At 44.1% G+C, this 20654-nt stretch carries 16 protein-coding genes; 6 read left to right on the top strand and 10 right to left on the bottom strand.

Going from position 1 to position 20654, the window contains the following annotated elements; translation table 11 throughout:
• Positions 1-14: 14 nt before the first annotated feature.
• Both ACOQOE_RS00975 and ACOQOE_RS00970 read right to left on the bottom strand, forming a co-directional pair.
• Positions 15-2288, bottom strand: a complete 2274-nt coding sequence (locus ACOQOE_RS00975; protein ID WP_420554693.1) for an ABC transporter permease subunit — start codon at positions 2286-2288, stop codon at positions 15-17.
• Positions 2289-2429: 141 nt separating this feature from the next.
• Positions 2430-3401 (bottom strand): PstS family phosphate ABC transporter substrate-binding protein, encoded by a 972-nt coding sequence (locus tag ACOQOE_RS00970; RefSeq protein ID WP_420554692.1) that lies wholly within the window; start codon positions 3399-3401, stop codon positions 2430-2432.
• A 266-nt stretch (positions 3402-3667) separates the two neighbouring features.
• On the opposite strand from ACOQOE_RS00970, the gene ACOQOE_RS00965 reads away from it, so the two are divergent.
• Entirely contained in the window at positions 3668-4066 is a 399-nt protein-coding gene (locus ACOQOE_RS00965) for an acyl-CoA thioesterase (RefSeq protein WP_067869067.1), read from the top strand.
• A gap of 42 nt (positions 4067-4108) precedes the next feature.
• Here the strand turns inward: ACOQOE_RS00965 and ACOQOE_RS00960 are convergent, their stop codons facing one another.
• Together ACOQOE_RS00960 and ACOQOE_RS00955 are read right to left on the bottom strand one after the other, a co-directional pair.
• Positions 4109-5338, bottom strand: coding sequence for a nucleoside recognition domain-containing protein (locus tag ACOQOE_RS00960; protein ID WP_067869070.1), 1230 nt, complete (start codon positions 5336-5338; stop codon positions 4109-4111).
• Between the two features lie 122 nt (positions 5339-5460).
• Positions 5461-6420: a LysR family transcriptional regulator gene (locus ACOQOE_RS00955; RefSeq protein ID WP_067869073.1), complete on the bottom strand. Its 960-nt coding sequence runs from the start codon at positions 6418-6420 to the stop codon at positions 5461-5463.
• A 115-nt stretch (positions 6421-6535) separates the two neighbouring features.
• Here ACOQOE_RS00955 and ACOQOE_RS00950 point away from each other — a divergent pair, with 115 nt between their 5' ends.
• The 3 genes from ACOQOE_RS00950 (at position 6536) to ACOQOE_RS00940 (ending at position 10493) form a co-directional block, all read left to right on the top strand.
• Entirely contained in the window at positions 6536-7951 is a 1416-nt protein-coding gene (locus tag ACOQOE_RS00950; protein WP_067869076.1) for an acetyl-CoA carboxylase biotin carboxylase subunit, read from the top strand.
• An 18-nt stretch (positions 7952-7969) separates the two neighbouring features.
• Positions 7970-9760, top strand: coding sequence for a sodium-extruding oxaloacetate decarboxylase subunit alpha (oadA, locus tag ACOQOE_RS00945; protein ID WP_420554691.1), 1791 nt, complete (start codon positions 7970-7972; stop codon positions 9758-9760).
• Between the two features lie 67 nt (positions 9761-9827).
• On the top strand, positions 9828-10493 hold the full coding sequence (locus ACOQOE_RS00940; RefSeq protein ID WP_420554690.1) for a carbonic anhydrase: 666 nt from the start codon (positions 9828-9830) through the stop codon (positions 10491-10493).
• Positions 10494-10503: 10 nt separating this feature from the next.
• Here ACOQOE_RS00940 and ACOQOE_RS00935 read toward each other — a convergent pair whose 3' ends face one another.
• From ACOQOE_RS00935 to ACOQOE_RS00925, 3 genes are all read right to left on the bottom strand, one after another.
• Positions 10504-11013, bottom strand: coding sequence for a DUF6942 family protein (locus ACOQOE_RS00935; protein ID WP_420554689.1), 510 nt, complete (start codon positions 11011-11013; stop codon positions 10504-10506).
• Positions 11014-11072: 59 nt separating this feature from the next.
• Positions 11073-11423, bottom strand: a complete 351-nt coding sequence (locus ACOQOE_RS00930) for a ribbon-helix-helix domain-containing protein (protein ID WP_067869088.1) — start codon at positions 11421-11423, stop codon at positions 11073-11075.
• An 89-nt stretch (positions 11424-11512) separates the two neighbouring features.
• Complete coding sequence (locus ACOQOE_RS00925; protein ID WP_067869091.1) at positions 11513-12082, bottom strand: DJ-1/PfpI family protein; 570 nt, start codon at positions 12080-12082, stop codon at positions 11513-11515.
• A gap of 455 nt (positions 12083-12537) precedes the next feature.
• On the opposite strand from ACOQOE_RS00925, the gene ACOQOE_RS00920 reads away from it, so the two are divergent.
• Positions 12538-15012, top strand: coding sequence for an EAL domain-containing protein (locus ACOQOE_RS00920; protein ID WP_067869093.1), 2475 nt, complete (start codon positions 12538-12540; stop codon positions 15010-15012).
• Between the two features lie 28 nt (positions 15013-15040).
• Complete coding sequence (locus tag ACOQOE_RS00915; protein WP_420554688.1) at positions 15041-16828, top strand: thiamine pyrophosphate-binding protein; 1788 nt, start codon at positions 15041-15043, stop codon at positions 16826-16828.
• Positions 16829-16841: 13 nt separating this feature from the next.
• On the opposite strand, the gene ACOQOE_RS00910 is transcribed toward ACOQOE_RS00915, so the two are convergent.
• Genes ACOQOE_RS00910 through ACOQOE_RS00900 form a run of 3 tightly spaced genes read right to left on the bottom strand, consistent with a single transcriptional unit; the run spans position 16842 to position 20632 of the window.
• Positions 16842-17666, bottom strand: a complete 825-nt coding sequence (locus tag ACOQOE_RS00910) for a citrate/2-methylcitrate synthase (protein ID WP_067869096.1) — start codon at positions 17664-17666, stop codon at positions 16842-16844.
• Positions 17653-18477, bottom strand: coding sequence for a citrate/2-methylcitrate synthase (locus tag ACOQOE_RS00905; protein ID WP_303417524.1), 825 nt, complete (start codon positions 18475-18477; stop codon positions 17653-17655). Before ACOQOE_RS00905 ends, ACOQOE_RS00910 begins: the two co-directional genes overlap by 14 nt.
• Before the next feature lie 28 nt (positions 18478-18505).
• Positions 18506-20632: a TonB-dependent receptor plug domain-containing protein gene (locus ACOQOE_RS00900; protein ID WP_067869103.1), complete on the bottom strand. Its 2127-nt coding sequence runs from the start codon at positions 20630-20632 to the stop codon at positions 18506-18508.
• Positions 20633-20654: the final 22 nt, after the last annotated feature.

Raw genomic sequence — 20654 nt, 5'->3', positions numbered from 1 at the left:
CTATTACGCACGGGTTAAAGTGAGCCGTATTTCTTACGCAAGCGCTGACGAACCAGCTCCGCTAGCGTATTCACCATAAAGGTGAATAAGAACAATACGAACGCGGCCAAGAACAAGATACGGAAGTGGGTGCTACCTACTTCAGACTCTGGCATCTCAACAGCTATATTGGCTGCCAAGGTACGCATGCCTTCAAAGATATTCACATCCATGATCGGCGTATTACCTGTCGCCATTAATACAATCATTGTTTCACCTACCGCACGACCCATACCTATCATGACCGCAGAAAAAATACCTGGGCTTGCGGTCGGCATAACAACACGCACTAAGGTTTGCCATGGCGTTGCTCCTAGAGCTAATGAGCCATAGGACAAGTGTTTTGGCACAGCAAATATCGCATCTTCTGTAATTGAGAAGATGGTCGGGATAATTGCAAAGCCCATGGCCACACCTACAACAAGCGCGTTACGTTGGTCGTAAGGAATACCTAACTCACTGGTTACCCAGTAGCGCATCTCTGTACCGAATAGCATCTGCTCTAAATAAGGCGCTATAGCAAAGCTAAAGTAGGTTGCTAGGATAATGACGGGTACTAACAGAGCGGCATCCCAGCCATCAGGTATAAGATACCTAATTGATTTTGGTGCCCCAGACCAAGCAAAAGCGAAGGCGATAATCGCCGCAGGTAGGACAAGGAGTGTGACGAATATTCCGGCGAGGTTGACCTCCATAAAAGGCGCTAACCATAAGCCTGCTAAGAAACCTAAGATAACGGTTGGTAAAGCCTCCATTAACTCAATGAAAGGTTTTACCTTGCGGCGCATCGCTGGAACCATGAAATAAGCGGTATAAATAGCCCCGCAAATCGCAAGCGGTGTGCCAAATAGCATGGCATAGAATGCCGCTTTAAGAGTACCAAACGCTAGAGGCATCAAGCTGTATTTAGGTTCAAAGTCATTTGTAGAAGCAGAGGACTGCCAAGTGTACTCAGGCTCTTCATAGCCTTCGTACCAAACTTTTTCCCAAATAGCGCTCCACGAAATTTCAGGATGTTCGTTATGAATCGCCCATAAGGTTAGCATATTGTCCTGTTCTACTAGCAGTGCGTTAGAACGCGGCGCTAGTGCAATCATATCGGCATTGCCTTCAGTGATTGCTGCACTTAATGAGGTACGATGTGCCGTTGTGCTGAAGAACGACAGTTGTCCTTCTTCAGAAATAGTGACAAAACCTTTACGGCGGTGTTCAATTGAGATTGAGCTCACCGCAGTATTACCATTTTCGAAGCTACGAACCTTAGTCATCACCCATTGGTTTTTATCATTACGTACTAAAAACCACTGGCTGGTTACACCTAGATCATCAGAGATAAGCAGTGAGTTACCCCCTAGTAGCATTTCGAATGAAGTAATATTGCCGGTAGTCGCGTCAATAAGCTGAGTAATAGCGGGGCCGCCTTCAGCCTTCATATTAACAATACCCAGCTTGCCACCATCACTAGCGATCATCATCCAGTTGCGATCAGGCATCAATAAAAGCTTTTTCGCTGAGATGTTCATGTTAGGTAGCGCAAAGGAGTTGGTTTCTGCAGACACTTCATCGGTGATGATATTGAGTGAAAGAGTCACCTCTGTAGCTGTCAGCTTAGATTTCTGACCCCCGACGATTGTCCATTCGTCTTCACCACCATTTAAGGCGAGAACGTCCACTGGACCTTCACTTATAGTGATTGGCTCAGCGCCAAGAGGGTAAACGACCTCAGGCGAAATGACGCGAATACCATCAGGGTATGTGGATTTGTAGGATTGTTTAAATACTAGCGCTTCACCGTTGCTGAAGCCTAAGGCAAAAATACCACTGTATTCTGACGCAATTGCAAAGCTAGTAACGGTTGCACCGGCAGGAACATTAATAGTCTCCTGCTTGATTACATCACCGTTAAGCGTATTGAAGAACACAAGTTGGCCTAGATCTGTGATCCGTAAACCTATTTCCGCTTGTTCCTCCATTGTAAGGTAAAGTGTCTTACCTTCGCCTGGGACGGAATAGGGTGCAACCTGTTGATTATTCTCCTGCCACCTTTCTATATCTGCTGATTCAAATAGAGGCGCTACTTCATAGAGTAGATAGAAGAAGATCAGCAGAATGGCTACGATTACACTGATTCCACCGAAGGCGATGCCTGCCGCTGCAAACTTATCTTTCAGTGCGCGTATGCTTCTGTTTCGCTTAGCGGCTGGCGTATTAAAATCCAACTCGGCTGAAGCTATATTGTCTTTACTCATGGCGCGTTGGTCCTGAGGTTAACTGAATTTACGGCGCGTACAATATTAAAAGTTTGTTACACCAATGTTACAGAGGGTGCTTTAAGCGAAATAAGGGGGCCTAAAGGCCCCCTTATTGATGTCAAACGTGTTCGAGGCGTATTACATGCCTAGAGCAGCCATCTGTTTTTTAACTACAGCAGAAGGTAGAGGGATGTAGCCATCTTTAACTACAACTTCTTGACCTACTTTAGACATAACCATTTTCAGGAACTCTTTCTCAAGTGGTGCTAGAGGCTGACCTGGCTTTTTGTTCACGTATACGTAAAGTGAACGAGCAAGTGGGTAAGTGCCGTTAAGTGCATTTTCTGGTGTAGCTTCAACGAATGCAGTGCCTTCTTTCTTTGTCAAAGGAAGTGCGCGGACAGAGGCTGTTTTGTAGCCGATACCGGAGTAACCGATGCTGTTCAAAGAAGTAGATACAGATTGAACTACAGAAGCAGAACCTGGCTGTTCGTTAACGTTGTTTTTGAAATCACCTTTACAAAGTGCTTTCTTTTTGAAGTAACCGTACGTACCTGATACAGAGTTACGGCCGAAGATCTGAACTGTTTTATCAGCTAAAGAGCCTGTTACGCCGGCATCACCCCAAGTAGAAATGTCGTTTGCAGCGCCACATTTACGAGTAGAAGAGAAGATCGCATCAACTTGCGCGATAGTTAGGCCTTTAACTGGGTTATCTTTATGAGCGAATACCGCTAAGGCATCGATAGCAACAGCTACAGGTGTTGGTTTATAGCCGAATTTTTTCTCAAAGGCTTCTAGCTCTTTGTCTTTCATTTTACGAGACATAGGGCCAATGTTAGATGTGCCTTCAGTTAGTGCTGGTGGAGCAGTAGAAGAACCGGCAGCCTGAATTTGGATGTTAACGTTAGGGTAGTTGCGTTTGAACTCTTCAGCCCACAATGTCATTAGGTTAGCAAGTGTGTCAGAACCTACTGAGGAAAGGTTACCAGAAACACCGGAAGCCTTAGTATAAACAGGAAGGTTGTTATCTAGAAGGTCAGATGCATTTGCAGCTACGCAGGTTGCAGAGATAGCAACAGCAGCAAATAACTTTTTCATAGGTTTCATGTAAAGCTCCAGAGAGTCTTAATATTTGTGTGAAAGTTAATATGCGAAGAACTATAAGGGGCTTTAATGACAAAAATGTGACAACACAAAACATTTTTTAAAAAGTGAACGTTTTTTCAATATGGGGTTTGAATGATTAATACTTTTGTATAGTCTTCGACTAATATTGATAAATAGCCCAGCGAGCTTTGTAAGCTTGATGGCATACGCTACCAAGTGAAGTTGGTTAAATAGCGTTAGTACGCTCCTGTCGAGGTGACTTAATAATGATATTAAATGATGATGAAAGCCTACAGCCAGAAGGTGAGCTGAGTTTACAGCTACCAGCGGCTTGTGATGCCACAAATATGTTTGGTGACGTTTATGGAGGTTGGGTGTCTGCGAAGATGGTACAAGCATCAGAGATATTTTCTGCTCGTCTATCTAAAGGTCGCATCTCTACTGTATCTATTGGTCAGATGGCATTTATGTCCCCGGTTCGTGTGGGCACTATTATGTCGTTCTATACTCAATTGGTAGAGACAGGTCATACCTCTATGCGTATCAAAGTAGAAGCTTGGGGTTGCTGCCCTGATGGTACGGAGTTGCGTAAAGTGACCGAGGCTGAGTGTGTGCAGGTTGCGATTGACGGTCATGGGCATATTCGTGGTTTGGATGCCTTCTAATCTTGTTGATAGCGCAACGTTATAAGTTTGTTAGATCAAGCATTAACCAAAAAACCAATAACCGACACTGATCGCGGCAATAATACCGGCTAAATCAGCCGTTAACCCGCAGGCTATTGCATGACGGGTATGGCGTATTCCCACTGAACCAAAGTAAACGGCCAGCACATAGAAGGTTGTTTCGGTTGAGCCTTGAATAATCGATGCGAGATAAGCAGGGAAGGAATCGACACCATGGGTGTTCATTGTTTCTAACATCATCGCCCGAGCACCGGAGCCGGATAATGGTTTCATGATTGCGGTTGGGAGGGCGTCAGCAAAGCGCGTATCGAACCCTAAAGCACCTAAGCCTTCACGCAGAAGCCAGATAAACCCCTCTAAAGCTCCACTCTCCCTCAGTACGCCTATAGCTACCAGCATCGCAAGTAGATAGGGGATGATCTTAATCGCTACCTCAAACCCCTCTTTTGCACCCTCAATAAATGTCTCATAGACGTTGACCTTCTTTATATGCGAAATCAATAGAAAGCCGATAACGGCGGTGAAAATTGTAAAGTTCCCAACAAGGGAGGATTGGCGCTGTAATTGATCCACCGTGAGGGTGGAGAAATAACCGATAAAGGCGAGTAAAAAGGCAATAAACCCACCGATGTAGAGCAGTGTTACACGTTCCCATAGCGGTATTTTCTGTACAAAGCTTACTGCCAATAATCCTGCTAATGTAGAGCAACATGTAGCAATTAGAATAGGGATAAATACAGAGGTTGGGTCACTAGCACCTTGTTGAGCTCGGTAGAGAAAGACGGTGATTGGGAAGAGGGTAACTGAAGATGTATTTAGGACTAAAAATAGAATTTGTGCATTACTGGCTGTATCTTTTTGCGGATTTAGCGCCTGTAAATCACGCATCGCTTTAAGTCCTAAGGGGGTTGCTGCATTGTCGAGCCCAAGGATATTAGCCGAGAGGTTCATAGTCATAGAGCCTAAGGCTGGATGGCCTTTAGGAACGTCTGGCATTAAGCGAGTAAACAAGGGACTTATTCCGCGGGCGAACTTATCCACAAGCCCAGAGCTTTCAGCTAACTTCATCATCCCTAGCCAAAACGCTAACGTGCCAATTAAGCCAATGGATAACTCGACAGAGAGTTTTGACATATCAAATGTAGATTGAACAAGGCGTTGAAACACACCGGAATCATCTAGCCAAAGCCACTGATACAAGGCAGCACTAAAGGCGATAAGAAAAAAGCTGAGCCATATGCGTTGTAGCATTAGATTCCCTGCTAATAGTCGGGGTCAACGGTCGATTTGAGTATAACGAAACGCGACATCAATGATATGGGCTAGGTTTCTATTTAGCAAAACAGCGGATGATGATATGAGCGATGTTACCGCTATATATCCATTCTGTTTTGAAGGTGTTCAAACTGCTGTTCAATTGTATCTAAGTTTGTGTGCATATAGTCCATAAAGGCTTTCATGGCTGGGGTCGGATATTTTGATTCTGGGTAAACCACAGACCAAGAACGATTTAATGGGAAACCGTTCAATGAGATAGCGTGAAGATTTTTAAGTCTCAGTTCCGCTAGCAAGCTGAGCTTAGGCAGAACCGCGACCCCTAAACCTGCGATAACCGCATGTTTAATGGCTGCATTTGAGCCTAATTCCATCACCCCCTTCAGTTTTAAGCCGTTTTTGAAACAATGATTTTCCAAGGCTAAGCGAGAACCTGAGCCTGCTTCACGTAGTAATAGCTGACTATTAAGAAACTGCTGCGGAGAAATGTTTTTTTGCGTTATAAATGGATGATTTGCAGGTACAACTGGAACTAGCTCATTGTTTAAAAAAGGTAAAACTTTCAGTGGCCTGTTTTCTGGTACAAGGCCCATAATTGTTAAATCATCTCTATTTTCTTCCATACGTTGTAAGGCTGTGGCGCGGTTAACAACGGAAACGGTGATATGAACATTAGGATGTAAAATTGAAAAATCTTTGATCAGATAAGGCACTACATATTGTGCAGTACTAACCGCCACGAGTCGGAGATCGCCTGCGACTTTACCTTGTTGTTCGCTCAGATCGATTTGTAGTTTTTCGAGTTCTCTAAAAATAGATTCAGTGTGTACCGCCAGGGCTTCACCTGCACCTGTAATGTATAAGCGCCTACCAACATATTCAAATAAAGGTGAGCCAAGGGCCTGCTCTAATTGCCGGATTTGCCCACTCACAGCCGGTTGGGTTAAGCCTAATTTCTCACCGGCTTTACTGTAATTTAGTGAAGAATAAACCGCATGAAATACCTGAAGTTGTCGGAATGTTAAGCGATTAGCGATGCGAGGTACTGTGTATTGCATAAGCTATATTTCATTCTATGTATAAGGTAGACCTTATAGTAAAACAAAAAAATAACGATTTCTTCTTTTAGTGATAGCCAATTACGCTGTGATTCTCGCTGTTGAGGAAAAGGTTATGTTGAAAAAAGTTTTGATTGCTAATCGAGGGGAGATCGCCGTACGTATTGTACGAGCCTGTGCGGAGATGAGTATCCGGTCGGTAGCGATCTACACGGAGCCGGATCGTTATGGGCTGCATGTTAAGCGTGCTGATGAGGCTTATTCGTTAGGTGATGATCCATTAGCCGGTTACTTAGATCCTTTGCGGATTGTAAATCTAGCCTTAGAGACCGGTTGTGATGCGATTCATCCAGGCTACGGGTTTTTATCTGAAAATCCTGAACTTGCTCGGTTATGCGAAAAGAACGGTGTGATTTTCATCGGTCCTAAATCGAGTGTCATACATGGCATGGGTGATAAAACTCAAGCTCGTGACAGTATGCGAGCAGCCAATGTACCAGTAACGCCGGGTTCAGAAAGCAATCTGAGTGGGCTAGACGAGGCGTTGGCGCTTGCTAAAGAGATTGGCTATCCCGTCATGGTCAAAGCAACCTCCGGTGGGGGTGGGCGAGGAATCCGTCGTTGCGATAGTGATGAAGAACTGATCACCCAATTTCCCCGTGTCATTTCTGAGGCAACGAAAGCGTTTGGGTCTGCTGAAGTGTTTATGGAGAAATGTATTGTTGATCCTTTGCACATCGAAGTCCAAATTTTAGCGGATAGCCATGGCAATGTAATCCACCTATTTGAGCGTGACTGTTCTATACAACGCCGAAATCAGAAACTGATTGAGATTGCACCAAGCCCTCAGTTATCCCAAGAGAAACGGGAATATATCGGTGATTTAGCGGTACGCGCGGCAAAAGCAGTTGGTTATGAGAACGCGGGAACAGTGGAGTTTTTGATCTCGGGTGATGATGTCTATTTCATGGAGATGAATACGCGTGTTCAGGTTGAGCATACTATTAGTGAGCAAATTACTGGGGTTGATATTGTTCAAGAACAGCTGCGAGTGGCAGCGGGTTTACCGTTAAGCTACAAACAAGATGATATTCAATTTCGTGGTTATGCATTGCAGTTCCGAATTAACGCGGAAGATCCGAAAAATGACTTCTTACCTAGTTTTGGCCGAGTGAGTCATTACTACGCGCCTGGGGGCCCAGGTGTGCGAGTCGATACGGCTATTTATACCGGTTATGAGATACCGCCTTATTACGATTCGATGTGTCTTAAATTGGTTGTTTGGGCCCTATCTTGGGATCAGGTGATCGCCCGTGGTCAGCGTGCATTAGATGACATGCGTCTACACGGTATTAAAACGACCGCGGATTATTATCAGCAGATCCTACGCCATCCAGATTTTAAGGATGCCAATTTTAATACGAGTTTTGTGCCGAATCATCCAGAACTGCTGGATTACTCCGTGAAACGTCACCCAAGTGAAATAGCTTTAGCTATTGCGAGCGCTATCGCCGCCCATGCTGGTTGGTAAGAGAAATAGGATTAAGTTATGACTACGAAAAAGATAGAAATTACCGATGTTGTTCTGCGAGATGCGCATCAGTCTCTTATCGCTACCCGTATGCGAACAGAGGACATGCTACCTATTTGTGAAAAATTAGATAAAGTGGGATATTGGTCGTTGGAAGCATGGGGTGGAGCAACCTTTGATGCCTGCATTCGCTTCCTTAAAGAAGATCCTTGGGAGCGTTTGCGTCAACTTCGTAAAGCCTTACCTAATACCCGCCTTCAGATGTTGCTACGAGGTCAGAACTTACTAGGCTATCGCCATTATGCGGATGATGTTGTCGACCGTTTTGTGCAGAAAGCTGCGGACAATGGTATTGATGTGTTTCGTGTCTTTGATGCATTGAATGATCTTCGCAACATTGAGCGTGCGATGAAAGCCGTTAAAAAAGCAGGCAAACATGCGCAGGGAACTATCTGTTATACCACTAGCCCTGTGCACACTAATGAACTCTTTGTACAGCAAGCTATTGATCTGAAAAATATGGGGGCTGACTCGATTGCCATAAAAGATATGGCAGGTCTGCTTAGCCCTTATGATACTTATGCTTTGGTTAAAGCGATAAAACAGGCCGTTGATCTACCTTTAGTGGTACATAGCCATTCTACATCAGGACTTGCACCGCTCTGTCAAATGAAGGCTATTGAAGCCGGTGCTGATGTAATTGATACCGCGATCTCCTCATTTGCTGGTGGTACAAGCCATCCTGCGACTGAATCCCAAGTGGCTGCGTTGAAGGGCAGTAAGTTTGATACAGGATTAGATCTTGAGTTGTTATCGGAGATAGCAGATTATTTCCGAGAAGTACGTAAAAAATATCATCAGTTCGAAAGTGAGTTTACACGCGAGGATATATCAGTACAGATCAATCAAGTTCCAGGCGGCATGATGTCTAACTTAGCAAATCAGCTAAAAGAGCAAAACGCATTGGATTCTATTCGTGATGTGTTTGCTGAAATCCCCCGTGTAAGGAAAGACCTCGGTTATCCACCATTAGTTACGCCAACCTCTCAAATTGTTGGAACCCAAGCAGTCTATAATGTATTGGCGGGGCAGCGGTATAAAACAATTACTAATGAAGTTAAGCGCTATTTACTCGGTGGATATGGCCGCCCACCTGCGCCTGTAAATGCTGAGCTACAACAGCAGGCCATAGGCGCAGAAGTCAGCAATGAAGGACGTCCAGCGGATTTATTAGTACCTGAGTTCCAAAAATTAAGTGATGAGATTGGCTCGCTGGCTAAAAATGAGGAAGATGTACTGACCTACGCTATGTTCCCTGATTTAGGCAAGGAATATCTACAGCAGCGTGAAGCGGGAACCTTAGAGCCTGAGGTTCTGACTGCTCTTAATAGTTCGCCAGCTCCCGTTGCAGCGTCTGAATTTTTAATCGATGTTCACGGCGAGAGCTATGAAGTGGCTATTACAGGTGTGGGTGATGCGGGTACTGGAAAGCGTAAGCTTTATATATCACTTGATGGTATGCCTGAAGAGGTTGTGTTCGAAGCCTTAAATGAGTTTGTTGCTGATGATACCAAAGGGCGAAAACGTGCAACGGACCCAGGTCATGTTAGTGCGGCAATGCCGGGTAATGTAGTTGAGGTATTAGCGCAAGAGGGTGACACAGTGACCGCAGGTCAAGGGGTTATGGTGATTGAAGCGATGAAAATGGAGATGGAGGTTCACGCGAACGTGGATGGAACGGTTAAGGCGGTTTATGTTCAAAAAGGGGACCGTGTTACCCCTGGCGAGATTCTGATTGATATTGGTTGAAAACCCCATTAGTCTGCGGATCGAGTTATTGATTTCGCAGACTTTTTTTAGATACGAGTGAGTTATTATGGAAAAAATCATTAAGGGTGTGCTGGATTTTAAACTCAATGTTTACCCAAAGCGGAAAGATCTTTTTGGTGAGCTTGCTGATCAAGGGCAGAGCCCAGAAATACTTTTCATTACCTGTTCCGATTCACGGATTGATCCTAATCTAGTTACAGGGTCCCATCCTGGGGATCTCTTTATTTGCCGTAATGCAGGTAATATTATTCCGCCTCATAATAATGAAACCGGTGGTATGACCGCTTCGATCGAATATGCGGTAGCTGTACTAGGAGTGCGGCATATTATTATCTGTGGTCATACCGACTGCGGTGCGATTAAAGGCGCATTGGATATTGAGGCGTTAAATGGGTTGCCTCATGTTAAAGAGTGGCTTGGGCATTGCCGTTCAGCGATGGAGATTGTTCGTGAGCGTAATGAAATTCCTTGGAACCAAGGAGTTGATTCTTGTCATTTAAATGAAGCGATTGAAGAAAATGTACTGCAACAAGTTCAACATCTTCGCACCCATCCTGTTGTTGCCGCTAAATTAGCGACGGGAAAAATTGAGATTCATGGTTGGGTTTACGATATTAAGTCAGGTTCCATACGCTGCTGTCGCCATAACGATAATGAATTTAGCGACTTTCACGAGCTTTATGCGGAGCTTATTTCTAGTCTTTCGGAATAGGAATCATCTTTTATAGGTTTCCGCTGCGTATGGCTCGTACTAGAGCTACTAGCTGAGTGATGCGGGCATTACTCAGTTGTCGATAGTCTAAATAAGGACATAGAATCAAAGGTTGTTGAGTACTGACTGCAAAATGCTCATCTAACCACGTTAGGTGAGCAAGCTTTAATTGTTTAGCGTAGGCCTTTCCTGCCACTATATGGATGGTATCTGCCTGTTCGAAAGAGGGTGGAGAGAACAGCAAAGCTTCTCTGCTTTCTGCTTGAAATAGAAAGGTGTCGCGGTAATCCTGCCAAGTGAATGTTGCATCAAATTGTTTATTTTCTTGGTAAAGCTCAAATAGAAACTTAGCACTTACATTAAATATTTTACGCCAATGGTTACCCGTTGCTTGCCCTATGTAGTGTGCTTCCTCGGGCCGAAGTGCTTTGATGGTTGATAAGTTTTGGTAATCATCAAGGGGTGGCCTATTAGCAATATAGATAGCAAGGTTAAAATCTTTAGCGCCAAAGCCGACCATACAAAATGTTCCGATGTTAATGAGGAGCGTTATCGTTATTTCAGGTCAAGTAGAGTAGCCTAATGTCGCTGCTCTATCTCATTCATTAAGATTGAATCTGCATCAAGTGTATTAATGGAAACCTCGCCATCAACTGGAATATCCCCAGTCAACTGTAAAGCGATATAGCGCATACAACAGACTCTTAGAAAGGATGTAAAGTTGCCTAAGTCATGCCCTGCATCGATTGATTCATGATAAAGACGGGTAAGCATCTGGGGAATATTCATCTGATCCCGCTGAGCGATATTTTCTAGAGTACTCCAGAAATAATTTTCCAGACGAACGCTAGTAACCATACCGTCTATACGAAGAGAGCGAGTGCTGCTTTTCCATAACTCAGGATTCGCGTTGATAAATAATTTACACATGAAGAGCGGCTACCTGATCTAAAGGATAGGTGTTTTATTATAGAGGTTTTTTAAAGAGCGACTACCTTAAGGGGTAATCGCTCTTAGTCTTACTTATTTAGTAAAGCGATAAACTGAGATAGCCATGCTGGATGAGCAGGCCAAGCAGGGGCTGTTACTAAATTCCCATCAGTAATAGCGGCGTCGATCGCTATCTCTGCATAAATCCCACCGGACTGGTTTATTTCAGGCATACAAGCGGGATAGGCGGAGCAGTTTTTCCCTTTTAATACGTCAGCGGCTGAGAGTATTTGTGCGCCATGACAAACCGCAGCGACTGGTTTGTTCGTTTCAAAGAAATGCTTCACCATTTTTAGAACATTAGGATTAAGGCGTAAATATTCAGGCGCCCGTCCACCTGGAATAACTAAAGCATCGTAATCGTCTGGCTGAATATCGGCAAAAGAGGCATTCAGGGTGAACTTATGGCCAGGCTTTTCGGTATAAGTTTGATCTCCTTCAAAGTCGTGAATTGCTGTTGCGACAGTGTCTCCCGAAACTTTATTTGGGCAGACCGCATCGACGCTGTGACCGACGGCTAAAAGTGTTTGAAAGGGCACCATTGTTTCGTAGTCTTCAGTGAAATCACCGGTGATCATCAGAATTTTTTTATTGTTCATGGTTTGCTCCGTATGAATTTAGGTTTATCTCTTCGCACAAAATAACAGGCATCAGATCAGAGGAGGTATTAGAGGGTTACTACGTGGTTTTATGGTGTAAGGGTAAGTACGGGGACGATATACGGTGAATCGATGTCGTTTAATTATTAATAACTACGTTAGTATAAAAAAACTGTAGTTACTTATTAAACGATCGTTTTAATGTAACAAATAGGCTTTATTTATCAGATAATTAGTGGTTTTTACTTTTCTACAAAGATTAGATCTTGAAAAGAGTAACTAAATGCGAGAGTCTATGGCAGGGCTGATTTACTATAATAATAGGTAGTGTATGGATAATCAGATTAGGCAGACAGATCTCAAACAAAACCTTTTTATGCTAAAAGGTTTCACTAGGGTGTTCTCTCTTCAGACTCATCGTTCCTTGAGATCTAACCAGAATAGCTGTGAGCAATATGACGGGTAATCTTCAGCTATTACTGGTTAATGGTGATCTTGAACAATCGGAGACACTATCTACTTATTTAACAGAAAATACTGGCTTTAATGTTATTGTGGCACGCTCAGGTACTGCTGCGGTTGGAATGTTAAAGCAGTTACGAATTCATTGTGTTGTTAGTGATATTTATTTAGAGGGACTAGATGGTTGGCGATTAGCCCGTATGGTTCGTTCAGGCATATTTAATTGTAGTGCCGATATTCCTTTTATTATTGTTTCCTCTACCTGGTGTAAGCGCATTGCTGAAAAAACAGCTCGTGAGTTCGACATCGACCATCTTTTACCTTTCGAACAGTACCCCCGCCTTAAAGAATTATTGGAACAGCCAGCTGCTCTTCATCGGGAATTACGTAAAGATAGGATTTTAGCTATAGAGGATACGGCTGAGACTGCACACCTTGTACAGAGAATATTACAACAACGTTTTGAAGTTGATATAGCCTCAGATGGTATCAGTGGTTTAGCACAATGGCGTGAGAAAAAGCATCCAATTGTTCTACTTGATGTGATGTTGCCGGGCATGTCGGGCCCTGAAGTTATGGAGCAGATATTAGCTGAAAACCCTGCGCAAACTATTGTAATAATGACGGCTCATGGCACTATGGATTTGGCCGAGAGTTTAGTGCTACAAGGTGCCGCTGACTTTATTAGCAAACCGTTCCAAGCTAATCAATTACGTAAAGTGTGTGAGATCGCGGCACATAGAGAAGATTTTCTTATCAGTAATGAGCAGTTTGCAGAGACGGTTGCTCATCTGGAAGAAAGTAAAGAGGCACTGGAGAGTTTAGCGCAAGAGCACAGGAATATTCTTGATAACCTGACTACCGGTGTTTTAGAACTTGATAGCCAAGGGCGTATTGTTTTTGTGAACAAAGCTTGGTTACAAATGATAGGTGAAACTGAATTTAGCGCTTTGGGTAGTGACTTTATTGATGTTGTGTATATAGACCCATTAAGTTCGACACATGAGATTAAGCATGCGCTTACCCGTATTATTGCCAAGCCGAGTGAACGTTTTCGACTCGAATTTAAAATTAAAGATAAGTTTAACGAGGCGATTTGGGTTGAGGCTCGTTTCAATGGAATGCAGCGTAAAGGGCAAGCGCTGTCAGTTTTTGTAGCGGTTGATGATATATCGGCTAGACGAAGAGCTGAACAGCGCCTAGAACATTTAGCGATGCATGATAGTTTGACGGGGCTACATAACCGTTACTTCTTTGATAATGAGTTAATGCGCGTGGCAGCTTTTGCTCGTTATAGCCAGATCCAGTATGCATTGCTGTATATAGATTTAAATCATTTCAAAGCGATCAATGATACCCAGGGGCATCAGAAAGGCGATATTGTTCTTAAAGATGTCGCCGAGAAATTACAGCAGCGTATGACAGAAACAGAAAGCTTGTTTCGTATCGGAGGTGATGAATTTATTCTCCTTTTAAGTGATACCGATTCACAACAGGCTTATGATATTGCTATACATATTTGCAAGCTGATTGAGGAGGAGCAATATCAGTTTGATGATCAGGTTTTTAAAGTTAGCTGTTGTGTAGGTATCAGCTTGATCGATGGCAGTCTTGAGAAGCCACAAGATTATTTACAGCGAGCGGACATCGCCTTATATGTAGCTAAACGTTATGGCCCAGGTGGTGTTCATTTACATACTGAACAGGATCAAGAGGGCGATGATGTACGCTTGAGTATGCACTGGTTGTATACCGTAAGGCACTCCATTGAACGGGATGATATCGTCCTTTATTATCAACCGGTTTATCACATCCCCACTGGTACTATTGCTTATTATGAGGCGCTTGTACGTTTAGTGATTGACGATAAACTTGTGTATCCGGGCGAGTTTATTTCGGCTCTTGAGCGTTTTCAGGAAGCGTCGTTATTGGATAAGCATGTTATATCGAAAGCGATAAAAACCTTAGCGGATTATCCGAGACTGCCTAAGCTTGCAATAAATTTATCGGCTCAAGCCTTCCATAATGAGCAACTCGTACCCTTAATAGAGCAAAAGTTAGCTGAGTATAATGTTGATCCGGCGCGGGTTATTTTTGAGCTGACAGAGAGTGCGAGTTTAACCAATTTGAGTGCGACCCAAGCTATGGTGAAAACTTTAACTGAAATGGGTTGTGCTTTTTCTATCGATGACTTTGGCACCGGCTTTAGTACCTTCTCTTATCTAAAATCATTCCCTGCGGAGACAGTAAAGATAGATGGTTCTTTTGTTAAAGAGCTGAAGAATAGTGATATTGATCGTGCCTTAGTCCGCTCTATTAGAGACGTGGCATGGACGCTTGGAAAAATGACAGTGGCTGAATTTGTTGAAGATCAAGAAACGCTCGACCTATTGAAAGAGTTTAAGGTTGAATATGCCCAAGGTTATTTTCTTGGTAAACCCGCCCCCATAGAAGCTTTAGGTATCTAGTATCTAAGGGGTTTGCCGGAGTCGCAAAATGTTGGAGATCGAACTCCCTATTGATATTAATCATAACTCTCTAGATCAGAATTCGCGGGAGAGTAATCAAGCGACCTCTCTCGGTGAAGGCGCTTGTTATAGTGATTTACTGGTAGAGTATCTCAATCAAATTAATGTCAAAAAGGTCTTTGGTGTCCCTGGGGGGGCGATTGAACCCTTTTTTGATGCCGTAGCTAGACAGTCGCATGCAAGACAGATAGATATGGTTATCGCTCGGCATGAAGCTGGAGCGGCATTTATGGCTGATGGCTATGCGCGAGAAGTTCACTCTCTCGGTGTGTGTTGTGCCACGACAGGGCCAGGGGCGACAAACCTTATCACCGGCGTAGCAAGTGCCTATGCGGATAATATCCCAATGCTGGTTATTACTGCTCAAACAGCACTTCCAAAGTTTGGAAAACAAGCTTTGCAGGATAGCTCTAGCACCGCAATTGATACTGTAGGTATGTTTCGTTATTGCACTAAATTTAATACCTTGATCTCTCATCCCGATCAATTTGAGCATGTGCTTATCTCCGCTATTATGGCGGCGAATACAGCACCAAAAGGCCCTGCTCATCTGAGCGTGCCTTCTGATATTTTTAATACCCCCCTTGTTGAGAAGCATATAGTTCGCTCCCATGCCTTACGTCAGCATTTGGTGACTAATGATCCAGCTAGCCAAGACAGACTGCGACAAGAGCTCTTAGCGGCCAGTAGAATTGTAATACTGCTGGGTGACAACTGTTATCGGGCGGGCAAACAGATTATTCAATTTGCTGAAACCTTTAACATTCCTGTGATTAGTGGGCCTATGGGGAAGCGTTGGATCGATGAGCGACATCCGTTGTATTGTGGTGTCTTTGGTTTTTCTGGCCATGATCAGGCTAGAAAGCTTGTTATGGATCAGCAGTATGATTTGTTGTTAGCGGTAGGTACCCGATTAAGTGAACTAGGAACTAATGGTTGGACGCCCTCCATACTTAATAACAAGCTGATTCATATTGATAGTATCTCGCAGTATTTCAATCAGTCGAGTATGGCCCGACTTCATGTGTTGGGCCCTCTGCCGCAATTATTTGCGAAATTAACGACTCAACTTCAGGGTAAGGAACGCGTTGACCGCTGGTGGGAGTGTGATACTCGTACAGAGACAGGGCTTTTAAACCAAGCAGAAATGGATCTTGCGCGTAGCTCCGATCTACCCTTAAAGCCGCAACGCCTATTTCATTATTTAGGTGAAACACTTCCTGAGCAAACAAGAATTTTTATTGATGCAGGTAATGCTTGGGCTTGGGCGACTCATTATATGTTGCGCAGTGATGATCAAGGTTATTACCGTATCGCTATGGGTTATGGTTCTATGGGCTGGGCTATAGGCTCCTCTGTAGGATCTGCCATCGCCAACCCTAATGCGCCCCATCTATGTATTACTGGAGATGGTAGCTATCTTATGAGTGGTCAAGAAATTACGGTGGCTCAGCAGCAAGGTGTGCCTTTAGTGATGATTATCTTAAATGATAGTGCGCTAGGAATGGTCAAGCATGGCCAACGTTTAGGAGGGGCTGAGCCTATAGGTTTCGCGCTTCCGGTCATCGATTATGCCGCGATGGCCTCTTCAATGGGTATCCAGAGTATAGGTATAGATTCGTTTGACGCGCTAGATAAGCTTGATTTTTCCGCGCTATTTTCTCGTTCGGGTCCCACATTAATTGATGTAAAAATCGACCCTGAAGAGGAGCCGCCCATGGGCGAGCGGATTAAAGGATTAGCCTCGAGTAAGTAAGCCGCTGTTTAAGTTAAGGGCTTGGCAAATCACGAGGCGCTACACCTGTGTAGATAATATCTTGGCACTGTAAAGGCAAATAACTTCCCGCTGTATTATCTGCCGCTTCGGCATAACAGGCGTGGACTCCAGCACTTACCCAAAGCGCCATAATGCGGCTTAGATCTGGATCAGAAAAACCTTGGTCGGCAAGAAAGGCTGCCATATATCCCCCAAAGTTAATCGACTCACCTTCTTGAATCGTTAAATATTCACTGATCTCTAGTGCTAGGCTCTCATGGGGGCCTATCTCGAAACCTAGTTCTCTGCTTAAGCGATACATTGCTGTAACACGCTCATCCCCTTTAGCTATAGGGCGGGCAAAGCCAGGGAGACTGTGATTATTCCCTTGTCTGTTTTGAATAAGTTCAAATAGCGTTTGCCCTTGATTTTTATCTTCTCGGGCTTGTTGAATGAATTTTAGACAAGGGGTGATAACGCCTGGGCCATAAAGTAATGCATCTGATGCTTGGATTCCTGCACTAATCGCTGCGACAGGGCGTGTTTTTACCGATCCGGCTAATGCCGCTATTTGATTGCACCATATACGTGAATCGGGCCAGCTCAAACAGCTAAAACAGTTTTCCAACCAAGTGGCTAAGTTTTTATCAGGCAGACGCCCCGTGGTATTTAAAACCAGCAGTTGGAACCAAGATATTTGACCGATTAGGTCGTCCATCATCGAGTATCCGTGGTTATAGACTGCATCGCCGATCTTCCAGCCCCCTTTATTGCTGGTGATTTTATTTCGATGTTGATCCCAATGCTTCCAGCAGGGATCCGTCTTATTTGATGACATAGTTTTCCTCGGCTAGGAAGGGCATTTCAGTAATCGGGCTATTCGATTTTTCTGCTGCTTGTGCTGCAATACCTGGTGCACAGGCTATTTGGAAAATAAGTTCCCCTGTATAGGGAGTAAAACCTAAGTCGAGCAGACATGCGCCAGCTAGGCCTGCGATTCTCCAGCTTAACGTTAGCTCTTCATCTATACCGTCCAGCATCGCGTGCGCCCAACGTAAGTGAGGGCCCGGAGAACAGTGATTAAAAACGTTATCGGCGATTTTTTGTGTATAGCTATCAATGCTGCCATAGAAGGTACCAAACCCTGGCGCTGGAATAATGTCTCCTTCATCGGTTTGAGCTACGAGTATTTTGGCTGCTTGGGTTAATGCTTGTGCGCCCATTCGAGGTGTGACTTGCTGATTATTTTGTAGGTATTTCATCGCTTGGAACACCTCATGGCTACCTCCTTGTTCACCACTGAGTACGTTTAGTGACAAAGGAAGAATGTGGCTAACATGAGTTTTACTTACAGCGGCATTCATTGCAGCTCGACAGGCATTATGCCGAGGTCCGGGATGAATAAGGCTTGTTAATAAATGTTCAAATAGCTGATGCTGCTCGGGAGTAGGTAGTTCACCCTGAAACATAAGGAAGAGCACTTCGGTATAGCTGCGATTATTAATTAAAGCGAGGTGTTCGTAACCGTGGCAGCGTGCCTCACTTACAGTGTATGGATTGGTTGTTGAGGGTGTTTCCTGCCAGATGGATGTGCTAGTTTTTTCACAGAAGGCATCGTTACGGCTATGTTCATCTACTTTTTTTACCATGGTTACTCTAAATCTCTATAGGTAAATTTTAGAAGCGATACTCTATTTCAGCCCAAATACTTCTGCCTTCGAGTGGGTAATCATCAGGAATGGAGCTGCTTGAAGGTTCGCTTGCATAAGTATCAAACAGATTTTTTACGATCAATGCGAGTCGTACCTGTTTTTTTAACATGTCGTGTGTGACCTTCGCATTGACCCAATGGTAATCGCTGACCTTAGCTCTATTGTCCCCTTCCTCTCTTTCTCTAGAGCCTATCCAATAATGTTGGAGAGAGCCTGACCAGTTAGGTGACAGTGTGTAATTTAAGTCTATATAAGTGCTATGTTGAGGTACGTTAGCAACAGGCATATTGGTATCTGCATTTGTTGCATGTTGGTAGGCATAGTTGGCGTTGAGGCTGAGCTGTGGATTAATTTTCCAATCCCACTCAAGTTCAGCGCCGTAACCATCTTGATTACCTATATTTTGATATTGGATCATACTCCCGGTGGTTACCGTATCAATAAGGTCTGTGGCGGTATAACTGTATAGACTGAGTCTTAGGTTGGTATCGAAATGAGGGCGATAATCAAAGGCTAATTCATAGGTCTCGATCTCTTCCGGTTTTAAGTCAGGATTACCCAAAGCCGCTGGATTATTAATTAGATGTTGTTCACTGAAAGAGGGTGCACGGAACGCTGTGCCGTAAAGTAGGCGGGTTGTTAAGTTGTGTTGAGTAAGCCACACCAAGGCCAGTCGAGGGTTGAGGGTGTTACCAAAATCTGAATAGTTATCCCAGCGTAAGCCGGCCGTAAATGACCAGTCATTATTTAACTGCCACTGATCCTGGGCTGACAGAAAGTATGCAGTTCTTCGTTGGGGTTGCAGATAGATATCGGCACTACCGCTTACGTTAGTCAGTGTTCCGTCTACTGTACCTTCTGAGCCATCGATAACACCGGGGCCAAAGTTTTTATACTCTTCAGTGCGGATCTTGTCTTGGCTCCAGCCTGATGCAATCCTTATAGTGTGATTATCGTAGCCTGAATAGATACCGGCGAGCTCTAAACGTGTAGTTTCAGCTAGGGAGTAGGGGTTGCCTATATACCCATCAGTAAAGGTGACAAGGCCGGAAAAGGGGTCAGAAAAGGCGTTTCCATCACTCCCAATCGGTAAGGCACTACCTTCTGGGAAAAGTAAGAAGTAAGAGTCACTAACCGTTCTCAGGTAAGATAAATCAGCTTTGAAATTGAAATGATTTGTTAGATCTTTGTCATAGTTAAGATGAGTTAGAAACTGTTCTGCATTTTGATAACCGGTGGAGTCTATTGCGAGAGATCCCCCTTGGCCGACCCCTGCGCTATCCTGCTTCCAATACCAGTTTTTCCAAGACCAATTACCTAGTGATAGATCAAGTTGTAGATTCGTGACGTCATAGCCCGTTTGTAAGGCGTTAGGGGCTTCGGATGCACTGGTTCCGTAGAGGTCATCGAAGGTTGATTGTAGGTCTGTATTTACAATGCGGCCACTATCTCCATCACTGGTTTGATTGTCGAGTGAAAATGAGACGGAGAAGTCATCCTCAACAAATCCTTTTCGTAGCCAAGTGTCTCTACTGTCAAAACTGCCAACACGTATACCCGCTGCACCTTGTTGGTTTTCTGCTGCCGTGCGGGTAATGATATTGATCACGCCGCTAAAAGCGTCAGCGCCATAGACCGCTGACCCTGGGCCTCGAATAACCTCTATACGGCTGACATTGCTTACCGGCATGCGAAAGGTAAAAGCAAGGCCACCGTTGTAGTTATGTTTTAGCTCAATACCGTTAAGTAAGATTAATATCTGTGGGTTGAAGCCTGTTTGTATTCCTCGGACTGAAAGTACGGGGTCTAGGCGGCTTAAATCGGATGGCATTAAGTGTAGGCCGGGTATACGCTCTAAGACTTCGAACAGGTGGGTTACACCCATAGATGAAATCGTTTCTGCGTTAATAACACTGGCTACTGAGGGCGCTTTGCTGATCGGTGTATGTGTTCCTGTAGCAATACTAACTAAGGCCTCCTCGCCAAAGAAATCTGCAAATTCGCTTCCTGGGGCGAAGTTGTTCTCTTCAGCCGCAGTAACCTGGGCAAAGAGAGATGTTAGCAGTGTGAGTATGCTTAGCCTTTTTTTCATAACGCCTACTTTAAATAACCCC

Source organism: Neptuniibacter marinus, from assembly GCF_965223595.1.
GTDB classification, from domain to species: domain Bacteria; phylum Pseudomonadota; class Gammaproteobacteria; order Pseudomonadales; family Balneatricaceae; genus Neptuniibacter; species Neptuniibacter marinus.
The sequence above is the reverse complement of the archived record's forward strand: the minus strand, read 5'-3'. Positions and strand labels throughout refer to the sequence as shown.

Excerpts from the sequence above, each read along its gene's own strand:
- ACOQOE_RS00975 (WP_420554693.1), bottom strand. The coding sequence starts at position 2,288 with ATGAGTAAAGACAATATAGCTTCAGCCGAGTTGGATTTTAATACGCCA.
- ACOQOE_RS00970 (WP_420554692.1), bottom strand. The coding sequence starts at position 3,401 with ATGAAACCTATGAAAAAGTTATTTGCTGCTGTTGCTATCTCTGCAACC.
- ACOQOE_RS00965 (WP_067869067.1), top strand. The coding sequence starts at position 3,668 with ATGATATTAAATGATGATGAAAGCCTACAGCCAGAAGGTGAGCTGAGT.
- ACOQOE_RS00960 (WP_067869070.1), bottom strand. The coding sequence starts at position 5,338 with ATGCTACAACGCATATGGCTCAGCTTTTTTCTTATCGCCTTTAGTGCT.
- ACOQOE_RS00955 (WP_067869073.1), bottom strand. The coding sequence starts at position 6,420 with ATGCAATACACAGTACCTCGCATCGCTAATCGCTTAACATTCCGACAA.
- ACOQOE_RS00950 (WP_067869076.1), top strand. The coding sequence starts at position 6,536 with ATGTTGAAAAAAGTTTTGATTGCTAATCGAGGGGAGATCGCCGTACGT.
- oadA (WP_420554691.1), top strand. The coding sequence starts at position 7,970 with ATGACTACGAAAAAGATAGAAATTACCGATGTTGTTCTGCGAGATGCG.
- ACOQOE_RS00940 (WP_420554690.1), top strand. The coding sequence starts at position 9,828 with ATGGAAAAAATCATTAAGGGTGTGCTGGATTTTAAACTCAATGTTTAC.
- ACOQOE_RS00935 (WP_420554689.1), bottom strand. The coding sequence starts at position 11,013 with ATGGTCGGCTTTGGCGCTAAAGATTTTAACCTTGCTATCTATATTGCT.
- ACOQOE_RS00930 (WP_067869088.1), bottom strand. The coding sequence starts at position 11,423 with ATGTGTAAATTATTTATCAACGCGAATCCTGAGTTATGGAAAAGCAGC.
- ACOQOE_RS00925 (WP_067869091.1), bottom strand. The coding sequence starts at position 12,082 with ATGAACAATAAAAAAATTCTGATGATCACCGGTGATTTCACTGAAGAC.
- ACOQOE_RS00920 (WP_067869093.1), top strand. The coding sequence starts at position 12,538 with ATGACGGGTAATCTTCAGCTATTACTGGTTAATGGTGATCTTGAACAA.
- ACOQOE_RS00915 (WP_420554688.1), top strand. The coding sequence starts at position 15,041 with ATGTTGGAGATCGAACTCCCTATTGATATTAATCATAACTCTCTAGAT.
- ACOQOE_RS00910 (WP_067869096.1), bottom strand. The coding sequence starts at position 17,666 with ATGTCATCAAATAAGACGGATCCCTGCTGGAAGCATTGGGATCAACAT.
- ACOQOE_RS00905 (WP_303417524.1), bottom strand. The coding sequence starts at position 18,477 with ATGGTAAAAAAAGTAGATGAACATAGCCGTAACGATGCCTTCTGTGAA.
- ACOQOE_RS00900 (WP_067869103.1), bottom strand. The coding sequence starts at position 20,632 with ATGAAAAAAAGGCTAAGCATACTCACACTGCTAACATCTCTCTTTGCC.